Annotated in this window: 15 protein-coding genes; 3 read left to right on the top strand and 12 right to left on the bottom strand. The window is 67.5% G+C overall.

Translation table 11 applies throughout. The features are described from left to right. The first annotated feature begins 32 nt into the window (after positions 1-32). The gene (locus tag ACOQFL_RS11800; RefSeq protein WP_435544169.1) at positions 33-809 is read left to right on the top strand and encodes an enoyl-CoA hydratase-related protein; all 777 of its coding nucleotides are present in this window, start codon (positions 33-35) and stop codon (positions 807-809) included. A gap of 220 nt (positions 810-1,029) precedes the next feature. On the opposite strand, the gene ACOQFL_RS11795 is transcribed toward ACOQFL_RS11800, so the two are convergent. From ACOQFL_RS11795 to ACOQFL_RS11770, 6 genes are all read right to left on the bottom strand, one after another. Beyond that, on the bottom strand, positions 1,030-1,368 hold the full coding sequence (locus ACOQFL_RS11795; protein WP_435544291.1) for a barstar family protein: 339 nt from the start codon (positions 1,366-1,368) through the stop codon (positions 1,030-1,032). 268 nt (positions 1,369-1,636) lie between these two features. Continuing rightward, a complete protein-coding gene (locus ACOQFL_RS11790) occupies positions 1,637-1,900 on the bottom strand; it encodes a hypothetical protein (RefSeq protein ID WP_435544290.1) in 264 nt (87 codons plus the stop codon). A 411-nt stretch (positions 1,901-2,311) separates the two neighbouring features. Beyond that, complete coding sequence (gene mmsB / locus ACOQFL_RS11785) at positions 2,312-3,199, bottom strand: 3-hydroxyisobutyrate dehydrogenase (RefSeq protein ID WP_435544168.1); 888 nt, start codon at positions 3,197-3,199, stop codon at positions 2,312-2,314. Between the two features lie 59 nt (positions 3,200-3,258). Beyond that, entirely contained in the window at positions 3,259-4,317 is a 1,059-nt protein-coding gene (locus tag ACOQFL_RS11780; RefSeq protein WP_435544167.1) for an enoyl-CoA hydratase/isomerase family protein, read from the bottom strand. Further along, complete coding sequence (locus ACOQFL_RS11775) at positions 4,314-5,495, bottom strand: acyl-CoA dehydrogenase family protein (RefSeq protein WP_435544166.1); 1,182 nt, start codon at positions 5,493-5,495, stop codon at positions 4,314-4,316. Before ACOQFL_RS11775 ends, ACOQFL_RS11780 begins: the two co-directional genes overlap by 4 nt. Positions 5,496-5,667: 172 nt before the next feature. After that, on the bottom strand, positions 5,668-7,167 hold the full coding sequence (locus ACOQFL_RS11770) for a CoA-acylating methylmalonate-semialdehyde dehydrogenase (protein ID WP_435544165.1): 1,500 nt from the start codon (positions 7,165-7,167) through the stop codon (positions 5,668-5,670). Positions 7,168-7,491: 324 nt separating this feature from the next. On the opposite strand from ACOQFL_RS11770, the gene ACOQFL_RS11765 reads away from it, so the two are divergent. Then, positions 7,492-7,833: a type II toxin-antitoxin system PemK/MazF family toxin gene (locus ACOQFL_RS11765; RefSeq protein ID WP_435544164.1), complete on the top strand. Its 342-nt coding sequence runs from the start codon at positions 7,492-7,494 to the stop codon at positions 7,831-7,833. Positions 7,834-7,970: 137 nt separating this feature from the next. On the opposite strand, the gene ACOQFL_RS11760 is transcribed toward ACOQFL_RS11765, so the two are convergent. Then, positions 7,971-8,597 carry an MOSC domain-containing protein gene (locus tag ACOQFL_RS11760; protein WP_435544163.1) on the bottom strand — a complete coding sequence of 209 codons (627 nt, stop codon included), beginning with the start codon at positions 8,595-8,597 and terminating at the stop codon, positions 7,971-7,973. Positions 8,598-9,067: 470 nt separating this feature from the next. Next, positions 9,068-10,390 carry an isocitrate lyase gene (aceA, locus tag ACOQFL_RS11755; protein WP_435544162.1) on the bottom strand — a complete coding sequence of 441 codons (1,323 nt, stop codon included), beginning with the start codon at positions 10,388-10,390 and terminating at the stop codon, positions 9,068-9,070. Positions 10,391-10,505: 115 nt separating this feature from the next. Between aceA and ACOQFL_RS11750 the strand changes: the two genes are divergently transcribed. Beyond that, entirely contained in the window at positions 10,506-11,981 is a 1,476-nt protein-coding gene (locus ACOQFL_RS11750) for a helix-turn-helix domain-containing protein (protein ID WP_435544161.1), read from the top strand. Positions 11,982-12,323: 342 nt separating this feature from the next. On the opposite strand, the gene ACOQFL_RS11745 is transcribed toward ACOQFL_RS11750, so the two are convergent. From ACOQFL_RS11745 to ACOQFL_RS11730, 4 genes are all read right to left on the bottom strand, one after another. After that, on the bottom strand, positions 12,324-13,988 hold the full coding sequence (locus tag ACOQFL_RS11745) for a BCCT family transporter (RefSeq protein WP_435544160.1): 1,665 nt from the start codon (positions 13,986-13,988) through the stop codon (positions 12,324-12,326). Positions 13,989-14,416: 428 nt separating this feature from the next. Further along, on the bottom strand, positions 14,417-15,322 hold the full coding sequence (locus ACOQFL_RS11740) for a LysR family transcriptional regulator (protein ID WP_435544159.1): 906 nt from the start codon (positions 15,320-15,322) through the stop codon (positions 14,417-14,419). Further along, entirely contained in the window at positions 15,292-16,299 is a 1,008-nt protein-coding gene (locus tag ACOQFL_RS11735) for a formylglycine-generating enzyme family protein (RefSeq protein ID WP_435544158.1), read from the bottom strand. The genes ACOQFL_RS11740 and ACOQFL_RS11735 overlap by 31 nt, the downstream gene beginning before the upstream one ends. Next, positions 16,292-18,655: an arylsulfatase gene (locus ACOQFL_RS11730; protein WP_435544157.1), complete on the bottom strand. Its 2,364-nt coding sequence runs from the start codon at positions 18,653-18,655 to the stop codon at positions 16,292-16,294. Before ACOQFL_RS11730 ends, ACOQFL_RS11735 begins: the two co-directional genes overlap by 8 nt. Between the last annotated feature and the right edge of the window lie 19 nt (positions 18,656-18,674).

Genomic DNA, 18,674 nt, shown 5'->3' with positions numbered 1-18,674 from the left:
GACACGCCACGAGTACGGCTAGGCTGCGGCGCATGACTGACGAACTCGTGCACCGCGAGGTGACCGGCGGCATCGCCACGATCACGCTGGACTCACCGCACAACCGCAACGCGCTGTCCGCGCGACTTCGCCGGGAACTGCTGGAAGCACTGCGGAACTCGATCGACGACGAGACGGTGCGGGTGATCCGGCTGACCCACACCGGCACCGTCTTCTGTGCGGGCATGGACCTCAAGGAGTCCCGCTCGGAGAGCGCGGAGAACCAGGGGATCAACGAGGTTCCCGGGCTGCTGGAGTGCATCTGGAACAGTCCGAAACCGGTGGTGGCCGAACTGAGCGGCCCCGCGCGGGCGGGCGGAATCGGGCTGGTGGCAGCCTGCGACATCGCCGTGGCCGCCGAGGGCGCCACCTTCGCGTTCAGCGAGGTGCGGATCGGGGTCGTCCCGGCGGTGATCTCGGTGACCGTGCTGCCCAGGCTGCACGCCAGGCAGGCCCATGAACTGTTCCTGACCGGGGAGACCTTCGACGCGAAGCGGGCCGAGGCGATCGGCCTGCTCAACGCGGCGGTTCCGGAGTCGGAGCTGGACGAGGCGGTACGGCACTACCTCGACATGCTGGCCAAGGGCGGACCGAACGCGATGGCGGCCACCAAGGCGATGCTGCGGCAACCCCGTCCGGACGATGTGGACAAGGACTTCGCCGACATGCTGCGGCTGTCCGCCGAGCACTTCGCGGGCGAGGAAGGTCAGGAGGGCATGCGAGCCTTCGCCGAGAAGCGCTCCCCCAGCTGGGTCCCCCAACAGGACTGACCCCGCACCGGGACACCATAAACCGAACTCCCACCACGCCCGCGGGGCGAACCCCGACCACCCTCGCGGTCGGCACCGCCGCGGGTTCTCTCGCGGTGCTCTCGCGAGGAAGGCCCGACGTTGTGTAGGTCGCTACCCGATGTCGGACCTCCCCGGAGCGAGAGCCGTGCGAGAGGTTCCGCCACCCGCACCGCCCGGCAAATCGAGCGGCCGAGTGCGCTCAGTCCGTAGTGCAGACGGCGCGGAACACTCGTTCGCCTGATTCCTGTGCCGCGGCCACCAGCACCGAACCGATGCCGCGATACGCCTTGGGGTCGTGCTCGGCCAGCACCCGGTAACCGGACCAGATCAACACGTGCTCTCCGGTCGGGAGCCAGGACAGATCGATCAGGCAGTCGTAGAGCGCGTCGAGATTGCGCCCCGCCCATTCCGGGAACGAGAGCTGGGCGGCGATCGCGCACAGCATCATGCGCTTGTTGACCAGCTCGCTGCCGTCGACCACGTGGGGATGGGCCCCCGCCGACCGGACCTGCTCGACCGCCTCTGCGGTGGTGCCCACGACGGGCAGCGGGGCGGGCTCGACCACTGACGTGTCCTTCCTGGCGTGTCGCTTCAGGAAGCCTACCGCATTCATCATCATCAACCGTGCGATTCAATCTTGCCGGATCGATACCCGGGGTCCACGACGCTCACATTCCGTCGACATACTGGCCCACCCAGCCGAGAACGACCAGCGCGAGCAACAGCACCAGGGTGCCGGTGATTCGAGCGCGCGAACTCACCCACGCCTCCCTCGGAACGACGCGTGGGCACGACACACCGTGCCACTACCTCTCGGAACCGGCACGGTTCGAACTCGCTTCCACGACGCTTCCACGGCGCTCGTAACTTTCCTTGCTGCGCAACGGTGGCTCGGCGTCGCGAATCCTGCTCGCCTTGGCCGAGATCTCGTCGACGATCCGGTCGACGAGCCGCGCCACCAACCAGCACAGCGGCACGAGAACAACGAGCACCAGCGCCACCTGGAACGGGTAGGGAAGCAGCACGAGCCACGACTCGACTCCGTCCCACAACGCGACCAGCTCGCCCATCACGGACCGTCAGCGTACTCCCGGGGTGGTTACAGCGTGCGCCGGGCACCCCGCGCGACGGAACGGCCAACGACACCAAGCCCTGCTTGACCGGTCCAGCCCGCCTGGGAAGGCACGTGAATCGGCTGCAGCGCTCGGTCGCGCCGCGTCCGCCCGGGCGCTCACCCTTCGCGTTTGCGCCCGCAGGCCGAACCCCGACCACCCTCGCAAGCCGCACTCCGAGCACTCCCGCAAGCCGAGCTCCGGTCACTCTCGCCACCGGCACCGCCGCGGGTTCTCTCGCGGTGCTCTCGCGAGGAAGGCCCGACGTTGTGTAGGTCGCTACCCGATGTCGGGCCTCCCCGGAGCTAGAGCGGTGCGAGAGGTTCCGCCAAGCGACCACCCAAGCAGCCGGACAGGAATGCCCTCCGACTAGCTTTCGGAGTGGCGCCGGATGGACTCGATCACGGCGCTGAAGTCGTAACCACCGCCGCCCTCCGAGTTGAACCGGTCGTAGATCCGCGCGGCCAACCGCCCCACCTCACTGTCGGTGCCGCTCTGCTCGGCCGCCGAAACGGCCAGGTTGAGGTCCTTGAGCATCAGCGAGGCCGCGAAACCCGGCTCGTAGTCGTGGTTCGCCCTGCTGGTCTCCACCATGCCCGGCACGGGGCAGTTGGTGGTCAGCGACCAGCTCTGCCCGGTCGACACGGAGGTCACGTCGTAGAGCGCCTGGTGCGGGAGTCCGAGTTTCTCCCCCAGCACGAACGCTTCGGCCGTGCCCAGCATGGCCGCCGCCAGCATGAGGTTGTTGCACATCTTGGTGACCTGACCGTTGCCGTCACCACCGCAGTGGATCACCTTCCGCGCCATGGGCTCCAGGAAGGGCTGCGCGGCCTGGTAGGCCCGCTCGGAGCCGCCGACCATGAACGTCAGCGTGCCCGCCTCGGCACCGGCCGTGCCGCCGGAAACCGGTGCGTCTATCGCGTCCAGCCCCGCGGCCGCGGCCAGCTCGTGCGCCTTCCGCGAGTCTGCCACGTCCACGGTGGAGGAGTCGATCAGCAGCGTGCCCGGCGCGACCGAGCCCAGCATCCCGTCGTAGCAGTCCAGCAGCTGCTTACCCCCCGGCAACATCGTGATCACGGCGTCGGCGCCGGTAACCACCTCGGGCGCGGAGTCGACCGTGGTCACCCCGCTCGCCTTCGCGCGCTCGATCACTTCCGGCATCAGGTCGAAGCCCCGCACGGTGTGGCCGGCGTTGACCAGGTTCGTCGACATCGGGCCGCCCATGTGCCCCAACCCGATGAATCCGATGACTGCCATGGTCGATTACCTTTCTCGCGATCCGACACTGGCACGAAAACCAGGGGTTTGCGGGGAGATCAGCCGGACAGACCGAGATCCCCGTTGGTGGGAGTGCGGAAGAAAGCGGCCACGTGCTCCTCGCCCACGTCCTCCAGCTGGGCGGGGGACCAGGCCGGGTTGCGGTCCTTGTCCACGAGGGTGGCGCGCACGCCCTCCAGGAAGTCGCCGCGGTGCACGCAGGCCAGCGAGACCCGGTACTCCTGGTCGAGCACTTCCTCCAGGGAGCTCAGTCGCGCCGCCGACCGCAGCGCGCGCAGCGTCACCTTCAGCGAGGTGGGCGACTTCGTGGCTATGGTCTCGGCCGCTTCGACCGCCTCCGGTTCGCTCCGGGAGCGGAGTTCGGTCAGGATCCGCTCCACGGAGTCGGCCGCGTAGACCTCGTCGATCCAGTCCGCGGCGGCGCGCAGCCCGGACTCCGGGGGCGCGGTGGCGTACTTGTCCAGTACGGCTCCGGCATCCCCCTCGGTGAGTGCGTTGACCAGTTCGTCGAGTTCGGAACTGTCGACGTAGTGGTCGGCCAGGCCGCAGTGGATAGCGTCCGCACCGCTGACCGGGGCTCCGGTCAGCGCCATGTGGGTGCCGAGCTGCCCCGGGGCACGGGAGAGCAGATAGGTACCACCGACGTCCGGGGCGAAACCGATGCCGACCTCGGGCATGCCGACCTTGGAACGCTCGGTGACCACGCGGTGCGAACCGTGTGCCGAGATGCCGACGCCGCCACCCATGCAGATGCCGTCCATGATGCCGACGACCGGCTTGGGGTAGTGCGCCAGAGCGGCGTTCATCCGGTACTCGGCCGCCCAGAACTCCTCGGTGTGTTCGGGCTCGCCCGCCTTGACCGCGTCGTACATGGCGCGGATGTCCCCGCCCGCGCACAGCCCGCGGTCACCGGCCCCTTCGATGAGCACCGTGCGCACCCGGTCGTCGGCGCGCCACCGTTCCAGCGCCTCCAGCACCGAGGTGACCATCTCCATGGTCAGCGAGTTGAGGGCCTTCGGCCGGTTGAGCGTGATTCGGCCGAGGGTTCCCCGCACGTCGAGCAGCACCTGCTGCTGTTCGGCGTCGTGAGTTGTCATTGGTTCGACTCCAACAGTCCACGGGAAATGATCAGTCGCATGATTTCGTTCGTTCCTTCCAGGATCTGATGCACCCGCAGGTCGCGAACGATCTTTTCGATGCCGTACTCGGCAAGGTATCCGTAACCCCCGTGAAGCTGAAGGGCTTCGTTGGCCACGTTGAATCCGCTGTCGGTGGCGAGTCGCTTGGCCATGGCGCAGAGCTTGGTGGCCTCGGGGTCCTTGGCGTCCAACGCGGCGGCGGCGCGCCACAGCAGGGTGCGGGCGGCCTCCAGTTCGGTGGCCATGTCGGCCAGTTTGAAGCGCAGCGCCTGGAAGTCGCCGATCCTGCTTCCGAAGGCGGAGCGCTGTTCGACGTAGGCCAGGCCGCGCTCCAGTGCGGCGCGGGCGCCGCCGAGCGAGCAGGCACCGATGTTGAGCCGGCCGCCGTCCAGTCCGGACATGGCGATGCGGAAGCCGATGCCCTCCTCACCGAGCCGGTTTTGCACCGGAACCCGCACGTCGGTGAACACGACCTGCCGGGTGGGCTGGGCGTTCCAACCCATCTTGTCCTCCTCGGGGCCGAACGAGATGCCCTCGCTGGCGCCGTCCACGATGAGGGCGGAGATACCCCCGGGCCCCGGCTCGCCGGTACGGACCATCACCACGTAGACGCCGGAGTAGCCGCTTCCGGAGATGAACTGCTTGACCCCGTTGACCACGTACTCGTCGCCGTCGAGTACCGCCCTGGTGCGCAGCGAGGCCGCGTCCGAACCGGCGTCGGGTTCGGTGAGGCAGTAACTGCCCAGGCTCCGCATGGCGCACAGTTCGGGTAGCCACCGCGCGCGTTGCCGCTGGTCGCCGAAAGCATCGATCATCCAGGCGACCATGTTGTGTATCGAGATGTAGGCCGCGATGGTGGGGCACCCGGTGGCCAGCTCCTCGAAGACGAGGGCGGCGTCGAACCTGCTGAGGCCGGTGCCGCCGTACTGTTCGTCGACGTAGATGCCGCCCATGCCGAGCTCGCCCGCCTCGGCCAGCACGTCCACGGGGAAGTGTTTCTCCCGGTCCCATCGCAGCGCGTCGGGGGCGATGCGTTCCGCCGCGAACTCGCCCGCCGTCTCCTTGAGCGCACGTTGGTCGTCGGTGAGCGCGAACGGGGATCGCGGGGTTTCGGAGGCGATCACGGAAGCGGTCATGTGGGACTCCTGCTCGATCGGGGACGCCGGATCGCGGCGTCGGGCCTCTCGCGGTGGCGGCACCGGTTCGCGTTCCGGGGTGGTCACACCGCCGGTGGGGTCACCACCGGCGGTGTGGACCGGCCGGCGCGGCGGTGCGGCGGACGGCCCACCGGGTCGCCTGCGGAGCGGCTCAGTGCATGGTCGGGATCGTGAAGCTGGCCTCCTCCTTCCGGCCGGAGGGCCAGCGCGAGGTCACGGTCTTGGTCCTGGTGTAGAACCGGATGGAGTCGGGACCGTGCTGGTTGAGATCGCCGAATCCGGAACGCTTCCAGCCGCCGAAGGTGTGGTAGGCGATCGGCACCGGGATCGGGACGTTGACACCGACCATGCCGGTGTCCACCCGGCCCGCGAACTCACGTGCGGCGTCGCCGTCCCTGGTAAAGATCGCGACACCGTTGCCGTACTGGTGTTGGCTGGGCAACCGCAGCGCTTCCTCGTAGTCGGCGGCGCGGACCACCGAGAGCACGGGGCCGAAGACCTCCTCGTTGTAGACCCGCATGTCCGAGGTGACGTGGTCGAACAGCGAGGCACCGGTGAAGAAGCCGTTCTCGTGTTCGGGCATCCGGAATCCGCGGCCGTCGACCAGCAGGTCCGCGCCCTCCTCGACGCCGATGCCGATGTAGTCGTCGACCCGCTGCTTGGCGGCGGCCGTCACCAACGGGCCGAAGTCGGCGGAGTCGTCGAAGCTGGTGCCGATCCGGAGCCCGTTGACTCGTTCAGTGAGCTTTTCCACCAGCGCCTCGGCCGTGGGCTGCCCGACGGGAACGGCCACCGAGATGGCCATGCAGCGCTCACCCGCTGAGCCGTACCCGGCACCGACCAGGGCTTCCACCGCTTGGTCGAGGTCGGCGTCGGGCATGATGATCATGTGGTTCTTCGCCCCGCCGAAGCACTGCGCCCGCTTGCCGTGGGCCGTGGCGGTGGAATAGATGTACTCGGCTATGTCGGAGGAGCCGACGAATCCGATCGCGGCCACGTCCTGGTGGGTCAGCAGGGCGTCCACCGCGGTCTTGTCACCGTTGACCACGTTGAGCACGCCGGGTGGCAGCCCGGCCTCGACGAACAGCTCGGCGAGCCGCAGCGGCACCGAGGGATCACGTTCGGAGGGTTTGAGTACGAAGGAGTTGCCGCAGGCGATGGCCGGGGCGGCTTTCCACAGCGGGATCATCGCCGGGAAGTTGAACGGGGTTATCCCCGCTGTCACCCCCAGTGGCTGGCGCATCGAGTAGACGTCGATGCCCGCGCCCGCACCTTCGGTGTATTCCCCCTTGAGCAGGTGGGGAATGCCAGTGGCGAACTCGACGACCTCCAGGCCGCGCTGCACGTCGCCCTTGGCGTCGGGAACCGTCTTGCCGTGTTCGGAGGCCAGCAGCCGCGCGAGTGAATCCATCTCGTCACGGCACAGTTCGAGGAACCTCATCAGCACGCGCGCCCTGCGCTGGGGGTTCCAGTTCGCCCACTCGCGTTGCGCCTCGGCGGCGCCGCGCACCGCGGCGTCGACCTCCGCGGCGGAGGCCAGCGGCACCCTGGCCTGCACACCTCCGGTGTTCGGATCGAACACGTCATCGTGGTTACCGGAGGTCCCGGCGACACGCTTGCCGTCGATGAAGTGCTCCAGCTCAGTGGTCATTCCGCTACGCACCCTTCCCTCGCACCGGTCGCCGGCTCCCGTTATGCGTTTGGAAGCCAAACTTTTGGTAATCCAATCATTGCCCCAATGCAACACATCACAACAGGGTGTGCTGTGTCACAACACGATTGTGTGAGGTCAACGGCCGAACCGGAAGGAGGCGCGGCGCCGGAGGCCGCACACCTCGCCACGCTCACCGGCGGCATCGAGCGTGTGCGTGGCACCCCGTCGACGCACGAACAGCGGAAGCGGGGAGGATCCGGCTGCGGAGTTGATTCACGAACCGTTCGCCACCCTGCCGACCAACGAGATTCGGGAGCTCACGTGACCGCCCAACCGATCAGCCCGGGTGACGTCTGGATCGTCGATCTCGATCCGGTGCACGACGAGGAACAGAGCGGGCAAAGCCCGGTTCTCGTGGTCTCGTCGCGTTTCCACCTGGAACTGACCAACAGCGCACTGGTCAACGTGCTACCGCTGACCGGTGTGGAACGGAGCGAGCGCTCGCAGCGTGTCCACATCGCGGCCGCCGACAGCTGGGTCGTCACCGAGCGGGTACGCACCGTGACAACGCGAGATCTCCGGCGGTTCGCTCCGGAACTGGCGCCCACCGAGGAAGAACTCGCTGAGGTGCGGCGAGCACTCGCCCGCACACTCGACGTCTGAGCCCCGTCACCACCGACAAGCGGGATAGTCACGAGCGAAGCCGCACTTCGGCAGGAGACCGCCACGCGCACCGACAACCGACCACACGAGCGAGTCCCATCGTCGGTTCCCGGACGAGCGGCGTGCGACGGAGCTCGTCAGCGAACCTTCACCGCCCAGTACTCGGGCAGATCGGGCTCGGCCGCAGCCACGTGTTCGGCCAGTTCGGGCGTCGCACGCCCCATCCGGAACGCGAAGAGCTCGGCGATCGTCACGCCGTGCTCCGGTCGGTACAGCACCTCGCGGGATTCGCCGGCGGTGATCTCCCCGGGCTGCTCCACCGCCAGATAGGCCCCGGGCCTACCGTGCTCGGTGAACCGCTTGATCAGCCCCGGCATGTCCCAGAAACCCGCGAAAACCCTGCAGGGGGTGCGTGGGCCGGTCACGCGCAGCACGGTCGTGCCGATCCGCCAACGCTCCCCGATCACCGCGCTGCCGCAGTCGCAGCCTTCCAGGGTCAGGTTCTCCCCGACGTTGCCCGGTTCCAGTTCCCGCCCGATCTCGCCGGACCAGTACCGCAGGTCTTCGATGTCGTAAGCGTAGACGGCCTGGAACCAGCGGCCGTGATTGTCGGTGTCGCAGACCGTGTCCCCCACGACTCCCGGGATGTCGACCGGCACCGGCCCCCGCACCGGTCGCTTGTCGATCCCGCTGGCACCGATCCGGCCCGTCCACTCACCCGTGCGGGCGGTGGTTGCGATGTTGACCTTGTGCACGCGACTCACGGAGCCAGCCTATGCATCGCACGTCTCCCGATCGAGCGGAATTCGAAATCCGCTCGGGAGGCGGGCGGGGCCGTCGCTCGGCGATCCGCCTGTCGGGCACGGAACGCGGAGCATATCCACCTTCGCCGGGGACGAGCGGGCACGGCGGGGCCCGGCACACAAGCATGGGCGGGAACCCACCGATCCGGGTTCCCGCCCACTCGCACCATCGCGATCATCACACCCCGCCACAGGGCCGCTGGTGCGTCTTGGTGAACGCCGCCGCAGGAGTACGGCGCTCACTGCCATCGCCCTCCGCCACGACGCCGGATCGGCGCCTCACCGGTTCGTGACGGAGGGGGTCTCGGGCCGTACCTCGGCTCACCACGGGCCGTGGCACGCCCCCTCGCCACCCGACTTCGGGCCTGTCCGAGCGGTGGCCGGAGGTTCCGTCCGGGAAACCACTCGGCAACCGGCCCGGGAGGTCTCCCTCAGAACTGCGCGGTCTCGGTGGAACCGGCCAGCGCGGTGGTCGAGGAGTCCGGGTTGACCGCCATGCTGATCTGGTCGAAGTAGCCGGTTCCGGCCTCCCGCTGGTGCTTGGTGGCCGTGTAGCCGTCCTTCTCCGCGGCGAACTCCCTGTCCTGCAGGTCGACGTAGGCCGTCATGTCCTCCGAGGCGTAGTTCTTCGCCAGGTCGAACATGCTGTAGTTCAGCGCGTGGAAACCGGCCAGCGTGATGAACTGGAACTTGTAGCCCATCTGGCCGAGCTCGCGCTGGAACTTGGCGATGGTGCTGTCGTCGAGGTTCTTGCGCCAGTTGAACGACGGCGAGCAGTTGTAGGCCAGCATCTTGTCGGGGTATTGGGCCTTGATGGACTCGGCGAACCGCTTGGCCACGTCCAGGTCCGGTGTGGAGGTCTCCATCCAGATCAGGTCGGAGTACGGCGCGTAGGCCAGCCCGCGGTCGATGCAGGGCTCGATGCCGTTGGTGACCTTGTAGAAGCCCTCCGAAGTGCGCTCACCGGTGACGTACTTCTGGTCGCGCTCATCGACGTCGCTGGTCAGCAGCGTGGCTGCCTGCGCGTCGGTGCGGGCGACCACGAGGGAGGGCACCCCGGCGACGTCGGCGGCCAGCCGGGCCGAATTGAGCGTCTTGACGTGCTGACTGGTGGGGATGAGCACCTTGCCGCCGAGGTGACCGCACTTCTTCTCGGAAGCGAGCTGGTCCTCCCAGTGCACACCGGCGGCGCCCGCCTGGATCATGCCCTTCATCAGCTCGTAGGCGTTGAGCACACCACCGAAGCCGGCCTCGGCGTCGGCGACGATCGGGGCCAGCCAGTGCCGGTCCTCCTGCTCGACCTCGTTGGCCTCGGCGTCCAGCGCCTCGGCCCAGGCGACCTGGTCGGCGCGCTTGAGCGCGTTGTTGATTCGCCGAACCACCTGCGGGACCGAGTTGGCCGGGTACAGGCTCTGGTCCGGGTAGGTCTCACCCGCGAGGTTCGCGTCGGCGGCGACCTGCCAACCCGAGAGGTAGATGGCCTGCAGTCCGGCGCGGACCTGCTGGACGGCCTGGTTTCCGGTCAGCGCACCGAGCGCGTGAATGTAGTCGTTGTCGTGCAGCAGGTTCCAGAGCCGTTCGGCGCCCAGCCTGGCCAGGGTGTTGTCCTCCTGCACCGAGCCACGGAGTCGGATGACGTCACCAGCGGAGTAGGTGCGCTCGACGCCCTTCCAACGGGGGTTGGTCTCCCAGTCGCGCTGCAGATCCTTGGCTGCCTGCAGGGCCTGTTCACGGGTACCGGGTTGCGGGCTCATGGCTTTCACCTTCCGATCGCTTGCGGCCTGTTGATCCCAGTGTTGGTACTCGACCAAGAAAAAACGAGCCCTGATCCGGACAAAATTTTGTAATTTTTCTGCTAAGGTGAACCGCATGTCGGAGTTTACGGCCGAGTCAACGGAAGAACGCGGCACTTTTTCCAACGAGCAGGACCTGCTCGTCTTCGGACAGCGGCTGCGCCACATGCGCAAGGCGGCCGGGTTGACCCTCTCCGAGCTGGGGCAACGGGTCGATCGGGCACCTTCGCAGCTCTCGCTGCTGGAGAACGGACACCGCGAACCGAAGCTGTCACTGCTGCGCTCGCTGGCCGTGGCGTTGAACAGCTCGGTGGACGAACTGATGTCCAAGAAGCCGCCGAACCGGCGTGCCGAGCTGGAGATAGCCGTGGAGCAGGCACAGCTGGACCCGCTCTACCAGCAACTGGACGTGCCACCACTGAAGATCGGCAAGCGGGTCCCCACCGAGGCGTTGGAACACGTGCTGGCGCTCTACGAGGAGCTACGGCGCAGGGAGACGAAGCGGGTGGCCACCCCCGAGGAGGCCCGGGCGGCCAACGCGGAGCTGCGCGGCATGATGCGCGAACACGGCAACTACTTCCCCGAGATCGAGAAATCCGCGGGCGAGATCCTGCGGGGTGTCGGGTACCACGGGGGTCCGCTTTCCGAAGGGCTGATCCAGTCGATCGCCACGCATCTCGGGTACGGGCTTCGCTTCGTCACCGACCTGCCCCGTTCGGTGCGGTCGGTGACCGACCTGCGGCACAACCGGATCTTCCTGCGACGCGAGTCGCTGGGAATGCACAGCCCCCGCACCATCCTGCTGCAGACCCTCGGGCACCTGACTCTGGGACACCGGCAACCACGCGACTTCGCCGACTTCCTGCGGCAGCGCGTGGAGGCGAACTACTTCGCCGCCGCCGTACTCATTCCCGAGAGCGCCGCGGTGAGCTACCTGCGCCAGGCAAAAGCCGACCGGGACCTGGCCGTGGAGGACCTGCGCGACGTGTTCTCGGTGTCCTACGAGATGGCCGCACACCGGTTCACCAACCTCGCCACGCAGTACCTGGATCTGGTCTGTCACTTCGTGCGCAACGACGAGACCGGGATCATCTACAAGGCATACGCCAACGACGGGTTGGAGTTCCCCGCGGACCCCACCGGGGCGATCGAGGGCCAGCGGATGTGTCGGTACTGGGCCGGGCGGCAGGTGTTCGCCTCCCCGGACCGCTACTCCACCTACTACCAGTACACCGACAAACCCGGTGCCACCCACTGGTGTGTGGCACACGTCGACCCGAGCAGGGGACGCGACTTCGCCATCACACTCGGCGTGCCCTACACCGAGTCGCGCTGGTTCCGGGGGCGCGAGACCACGAACCACTCCAAGTCGGGCTGTCCGAACGGTGAGTGCTGCCAACGCCCGCCCGCCGAACTGGCCAACCGGTGGCAGGGCATGGTCTGGCCCTCGGCACGGGCACACTCGCACGTGCTGTCGGCGTTGCCTTCGGACACCTTCCCCGGGGTGGACGAGGCCGACGTCTACTCGTTCCTGGAAACCCACCACGGTTGAACCGGTTCCGGGACCCCGTCCCGGAAAACGGGCTCCCGGAAAAGGACGCTCCTCCCCGTATGGCTTCGGGGAGGAGCGTCCGCAACGGCGCCAAGCGACGGAAGTCACGTGGCGACCGACTCGACGTGGTAGCCCATGCGCCGGAGCCGCCGGAAGAAGACGCTCCCGCGTCGGCCTCGGCCGACGACTTGCCCTTGGTCTCCTCGGCCCACAGCACACACGCCACCAATTCGAGCAAGGTGACCCCGGCTCCGAAATACGTGGTCACCGAGGTACCGCACCGGTCCGGTGACACCGGGACCGGGTTCGGCTATGGCGGGTAGCCGTGATCATCGGTGGTGGTTACCGAAGGTGCACACGCTCCTCGGAATGTTCCTCACCTCCGGACCGCCGCTCCGCGGGCTCGCTCTCCTCGGAATCGCTGTTCTCGAAATCGCTGTCCTCGGGCTCGCGGTCCTCGGCCTCGGCGGGTCCACTGTACGAGGGCCCCTCGGCGTGCGGGATGTTCTCCTTGGAGATGGTTTTGTGGAAGGCCACGCAGATACCGATCAGAACGATCGTGAACGGTGTCCCGATGAGTACCGAGGCTTTCTGGAGCGCGCCGAGGCCACCGGAAACCAGCAGTACCGCCGCGACGCCCGCCAACAGGAGTCCCCACAGCAGTCGGACCCAGACCTTGGGATTCGAGAAGCCGCCGGTGGACAGTTCGCCCAGTACTACGGTGCCGGCGTCGGCACCGGCGACGAAGAACACCCACAGCACCACCAGCGTGATGATCGACAGGAGGACGGGCAACGGGTACTGCTGGATGAAGACGAACATCCCAGCGGCCGGGCTCTCCGCCACGGTTCCGGCGATGTCGGAGCCCTGCCCGTCGCGGGCCAGCCGCAGCGCCGCTCCACCGAACACGGCGATCCAGATTATGCTGACCACGCTGGGAACGAGAACGGTGGCTCCGACGAACTCGCGGATGCTACGTCCGCGGGAGATGCGGGCCATGAACATCCCCACGTAGGGGGCCCAGGCGATCCACCAGGACCAGTAGAACACGGTCCAGCTCCCCAACCAATCCGTGTTCGGACTGAACGCGTCCAGCCGGAAGCTCATCGGGACGATGTTGGACAGGTAATCGCCGATGCCCTCGGTGAGGACGTTGAGCTGCGTGACGGTCGGCCCGACGACGAAGTAGAAGACCAGCAGCAGCGGGGCGATGAGCATGCTGATGTTGGCGAGCCACTTGATGCCGTGCTCGATCCGCGTCGTGGCCGAGACCATGAACGCAGCCGTGGTGAGGCCGAGGACCACGAGCTGCACCAACATCACCGTGGGCACCCCGAACGTCTGACCGAGCCCCGCCGTTATCTGCAGTCCGGCCTGTCCCAGGGCGACGGCGATGCCGAACACGACCGCCAACACCGCCAGGATGTCGATCGTCTTTCCGATCGGACCGTCGACGCGGTCACCGATCAAAGGTCGGAAAATGGCGCTGATCAGCGCCTTCTCATCTTTGCGGTGGGTGAAGTAAGCCACGGCCAGGCCCGCGGTGGCGTAGATCGCCCAGGGGTGCAACGCCCAGTGGAAGAAGGAGTACTGCATAGCCACCCCGGCGGCTTCCTCCGAGCCGGGTTCGGCGAGACCGAACGGCACGTTGACATAGTGCGACAGCGGCTCGGCCAGGCCCCAGAAGATGATGGCGGGCCCCATACCGGCCTGGAACATCATGGCGAACCAGGACAACCGACCGAAATCGGGCCTGTCGTCCTTCTTTCCGAGTTTGATCCTGCCGTACCTGCTGACTCCAAGATATATCACGTATACCAGAAACAGGTTCGCCGCGAGCAGGAAAAGCCAACTCAGATCCGAAACGACGTGGCCGAACAGGCGATTGGTGACGGCCTCGAAGCCCTTCGGTGCCACCACGCCCCACAGGACGACCAGCGCCGTGACCGCGACGGAGACGAAGAAAACGCCTCCGATCGCGGAACGATTCGTTCTTGACGTTTGCACGGAAATCACTATCCAAAGATCGGGGACACGCGGACAGCACGGACGCTGTGTCCAGCCCGGAACAACGAAACCCGGAACGACATCCAGCGCCCCGTAAATCCGCCTGCAGGCCAACCCACCAACGCCAAAAACACCAACCTCGCCATGCCACACCTCCTTTCAGTTCGCGGTGTCGCACACCGACGAACAAACACGACGACGATCACCCGAAAATCCTACGAACCAGGACGGCCGATCGGATCTCCGACATTCAAAGATTCACCGTGCCATCCGCGACAGTTCTCGGACAACCCATGATTCATCGATCCTCTCGATTCCCGAAAGAGACAATTCCGAACAGAATCGTCTCGCCTCCCGAGGTGGGAATGACCCGTTCCGCTCCGCGGTGTGCGGCGAAGGCGGGGCCGTTGATCCGACCCGCACCGCCACTACCCCCCGGAGCGGTCTCCCGGTCCACGTCGCACGAGTTCCTCCACCAGGCTCACGAACTCCGCGGCCGACGGCGACAGCGGACCGCGACGCCAGAACAGCACTCCGCGCCGGATCACCCGTGGCCGCAGTGAGACGGTCACCGCGCCGCGTTCGGCGGCCTCCCGGGCCATCGAAGCGGGCAGCAACGTGGCACCCGCTCCGGCCAGCACACTGGGCACGATCATCGCCTGGTGAGCGGTCTCGACCGCCACGTGTGGACTGCTGCCCTGGGTGCCCACGGTGTTCTCGATGACCTCGCGAGGCGCGGTTCCCTTCGGGGTGCTGACCCAGTCCAGCGCGGCGAGGTCGGCGGGCGACAGCGCGGAACGTCCCGGATCGGCCGAGGCGGGCAGCACCGCCAGGAACTCCCGCCCCGGCAACACCATGCTGCCGAGATCGTCCACCGTCTCCTCGGTGGAGTCGACCATGCCGAGCTCGCACTCGCCCGCCCGTACGGCGGCCGTGACATCGGACCCCAGCTCGGGATCCGTGATGCGCACGGCCACCTTCGGATGCATGCGCAGGAACGAACCGACCAGATCGGCCAACGGGTCCACGGCCAGGGTGGTCTGGGCGACGATGTCCAACCTGCCGCCCGCGAGCCCCAGCACTTTGCGCACCGAGTCGGTGGCCGTGCTGAAGTCACGCATCACCTGCCGTGCCGGTTCCAGGAGTGCCTCGCCCGCCGGGGTCAGGCTCACACCCTGTGCGAGCCGGTGGAACACCCTCCCGCCGAGCCGGTTCTCCAGCGAGGCGATCGCGTGCGACAGCGAGGGTTGCGCGACACGCAGCGTCTGGGCCGCGGCCGTGAAACTCCCCTGGTCGGCAATGGTCAGGAAGTACTCGAGCTCCCTGCGTTCCATCCCGCCGCCTCCTGCTCCTCGTCACTCGACCACACGTCGCGGACGCACCGGAACCCGATGTTGCCGATGGACGAGTCAGGGGTGACTCCCTGACGCGCCGAAACCCGGTAACGCCGACAGTAGGACTCGTGGCACAGGTAGGAACCGCCGCGCGCGCTGCGCCGTTCTCCCCGCTCGGGCCCCCTCGGGTTGACCCGGGTGTCCCGCGCCGGGAAATCCGGGTCGAACCGGTCGGCACACCATTCCCACACGTTGCCGGTCGTGTTGTGCAGCCCGTAGCCGTTGGGTTCGAAGGCGTCCACCGGGCAGGTCCCGTACCAACCGTCCGAACACTCGTTGCGCCCGGGGAACTCACCCTGCCAGACGTTCATCCGGTGCCGTCCGGAAGGCTCCAGCTGTTCACCCCACGGGAAGGGTTTTCCCTCGAGCCCTCCCCTGGCCGCGTACTCCCACTCGGCCTCGGTCGGCAGCCGCAGCCCGGCCCAGTCGCAGTAGGCGAGCGCGTCCCGGAAGGAGACGTGGGTGACCGGGTGATCCGGGCGATCCCCGGCATCGGAACCGGGCCCCTCCGGCCGCCACCAGTAGGCGCCCTCGACCTGGCGCCACCAGGGAGCGGCGGCGACTCCGCGCGTGGGCGGGAAGTCGTCCGGCAGCAGCCCGCCGAACACGAACGACCACCCCCACCGTTCGGCGTCGGTACGGTAGCCGGTGGCATCCACGAAGACGGCGAAATCGGCCACCGACACGGCCGTCGGGCTGATCCAGAACGGGTCGAGCCGCACCGTCCGCACCGGCCCCTCGCCGTCCTGCGGGTACGCCTCGTCCCGTTCGCTTCCCATCCGGAACTCGCCGCCGTCGAGCCGCACCAGCCCCACGGTGGAACCGGAGTGGACCCGGGTGCGCACCGTCTCCGTCGGCGAGGCATCACCCGCGGGCCGCGTGGGTGCGCAGCAGTCTCCCGTTGTCGTGTCAGTCATGAGCCGCCCTGAACAGTTCGCGGTCGCGTTCGCTGTCGCTGTCGCTGTGCAGATCGTCGCCGAGATCCACCCGCACGCTGTGCAGCTTGGCCGGGTAGGCGTTGTCCACCGGCGGGTAGTCGTCGGTGACCGGTGACGCACGGTCGATTCCGATGTCGAACGTCTCGTCGAAGGCGAAATAGTACGGGATGGTGCCACCCACCCGCTGCTGTCCGCACTGCTCACCGTCGACGTGGAGGGTCGCGGTCCCGCCCATACCGACACCGCCACCGTCGTAGGCGAAGTCGAGCACGATCTCGTGCTCACCGGTGGGGAGTGGTTCTTCGGTCCGCACCCGGTAGAGCTCGAGTCCGAAGTAGTTGTACGCGTAGCAGGCGCGCCCCTGGTGTACGTACAGCGACCAGCCGCCGAAACGTCCGCCCTGGGCCACCAGCACACCGTCCGCACCGGACTCGGGGACCTCGATACGGGCGGTCAGGGTGTGCGAGCGGTTCTTGACGTTGGGTGCGGTCTCCTCGGTCAACCGTGAGGCGGAGGCGTGGAAGGTGATCGACCGACGATCGCCGTGCAGGTCGCGCCGTCCGGCCTCCCGCGGGTTCTCCCGCTCGGTCATGCGGTCGTCGAGGGGGAACACGTTGTAACGGCTGGCCTCAACCAGGAAAAGCTGTTGCAACTCCCGGAGTTTGCCCGGGTGCTCCGCCGCGAGGTCGTGGGCCTGACTCCAGTCCACGTTCGTGTCGTAGAGCTCCCAGCGGTCGTCGTCGAAGTAGTGCCGGGTGCCGTCCTGGACCATGTCCCACGGGGTGCCGTGCCTGGTGACCGCCATCCAGCCGTCGTGGTAGATCCCGCGGTTGCCCACCATCTCGAAGTACTGGATCCGGCGGCGTTCCGCTGCCGAGGCGTCGTTGAAGCTGTAGAGCATGCTCGTGCCCTCGACCGGCTGCTGCGTGACCCCGTTCACCTCGTCGGGCTGTGGAATCCCGGCGGCTTCGAGGACGGTGGGCAGCACGTCGATGACGTGGTGGAACTGGTCACGGATACCGCCGCGTTCGGCGATGCCGCGTGGCCAGTGCACGATCATGCCGTCCCTGGTCCCACCGAAGTGCGAGGCGACCTGTTTGGTCCACTGATACGGCGTGTTCATCGCCAGTGCCCAGCCGACCGGATAGTGGGCGTGCGTGGTCGCGTCACCCAGTTCCTCACGGTGGCGGTTGATCGTCTCGGCGTCGTCCGGGATGCCGCTGGCATACCGGTGCTCGTTGAGCGTGCCACCGAGTCCTCCCTCGGCGGAGGCGCCGTTGTCGCCGAGGATGTAGACGAACAGGGTGTTGTCGAGTTCGCCCTGCTGCTCCAGCTCATCGACGAGACGGCCGATCTGGTCGTCGGTGTGCTCGGCGAATCCCGCGTAGAGCTCCATCAACGAGGCGGCGGACTCCCGCTCCTGCTCGGACAGTTCGTCCCAGTGCGGCACGCCCTCGGCCCACGGGGCCAGTTCCGTTTCGGGAGGAACGACTCCCAGTTCCTTCTGCCGCTCCAGGGTGATCTCACGCTGCCGGTCCCAGCCGTGGTCGAACCTGCCCCGGTACTTGTCGCGGTACTCCTTCGGAACGTGGTAAGGCGCGTGGGTCGCGCCGAAGGGGAGGTAGGCGAAGAAGGGGGTTTCGGGCTTGAGCGACTTCTGGTCACGCACCCAGTCGATCGCACGATCGACCAGGTCCTCGGAGAGGTGGTAGCCGTCCTCCGGTCCGCGGTCGGGTTCCACCGGTGTGGTCCCGTCGAACAACACGGGGTACCAGTGGTTCATCTCCGCGCACATGAAGCCGTAGAACTTCTCGAAGCCCTCACCGGTGGGCCAACGGTCGAACGGGCCCGCCACACTGACGTCGCGCGCCGGGGTCTGGTGCCACTTGCCGAACGCCGCGGTGTTGTAGCCGTTACCGGACAGTATCTGGCCCATCGTGCCCGCGCTCAACGGCCGTATCCCGTTGTACCCCGGAGCGGCGCTGGCCATCTCGGTGGTGACTCCCATTCCCACCGAGTGGTGGTTGCGGCCGGTCAGCAGCGACTGCCGGGTCGGCGAGCACACCGCGGTCACGTGGAACCGCGTGTAGCGCAGCCCACTCTCCGCCAGCCGGTCGGCCGTGGGCATCTCGCACGGCCCGCCGAAGGCGCTGGGGGCTCCGAAACCCATGTCGTCCAGCAGCACGAGCACCACGTTGGGAGCCCCTTCGGGCGCGCTCGGCGGCTCCGGCGGGGAGAACGGCGGGTCCTGCTCGCGGATGTCCAGCGATGACGCGTGCTGCCGAGCTCCTCCCCGGATCGGGAGACTCGTTCGCGACATCTCCGGATCACTCATGCCAGACCTCCTGAAATCG

The sequence above is a fragment of the Actinopolyspora sabaoui genome (assembly GCF_051225635.1).
Classification (GTDB): Bacteria; Actinomycetota; Actinomycetes; order Mycobacteriales; family Pseudonocardiaceae; genus Actinopolyspora.
Note: the sequence above shows the minus strand (reverse complement) of the source record. Positions and strands in the feature narration are given on the sequence as shown.

Coding starts and splice junctions, on each gene's coding strand:
- ACOQFL_RS11800 (WP_435544169.1), top strand. CDS start 33: ATGACTGACGAACTCGTGCACCGCGAGGTGACCGGCGGCATCGCCACG.
- ACOQFL_RS11790 (WP_435544290.1), bottom strand. CDS start 1,900: ATGGGCGAGCTGGTCGCGTTGTGGGACGGAGTCGAGTCGTGGCTCGTG.
- mmsB (WP_435544168.1), bottom strand. CDS start 3,199: ATGGCAGTCATCGGATTCATCGGGTTGGGGCACATGGGCGGCCCGATG.
- ACOQFL_RS11780 (WP_435544167.1), bottom strand. CDS start 4,317: ATGACAACTCACGACGCCGAACAGCAGCAGGTGCTGCTCGACGTGCGG.
- ACOQFL_RS11775 (WP_435544166.1), bottom strand. CDS start 5,495: ATGACCGCTTCCGTGATCGCCTCCGAAACCCCGCGATCCCCGTTCGCG.
- ACOQFL_RS11770 (WP_435544165.1), bottom strand. CDS start 7,167: ATGACCACTGAGCTGGAGCACTTCATCGACGGCAAGCGTGTCGCCGGG.
- aceA (WP_435544162.1), bottom strand. CDS start 10,390: ATGAGCCCGCAACCCGGTACCCGTGAACAGGCCCTGCAGGCAGCCAAG.
- ACOQFL_RS11750 (WP_435544161.1), top strand. CDS start 10,506: ATGTCGGAGTTTACGGCCGAGTCAACGGAAGAACGCGGCACTTTTTCC.
- ACOQFL_RS11740 (WP_435544159.1), bottom strand. CDS start 15,322: ATGGAACGCAGGGAGCTCGAGTACTTCCTGACCATTGCCGACCAGGGG.
- ACOQFL_RS11735 (WP_435544158.1), bottom strand. CDS start 16,299: ATGACTGACACGACAACGGGAGACTGCTGCGCACCCACGCGGCCCGCG.
- ACOQFL_RS11730 (WP_435544157.1), bottom strand. CDS start 18,655: ATGAGTGATCCGGAGATGTCGCGAACGAGTCTCCCGATCCGGGGAGGA.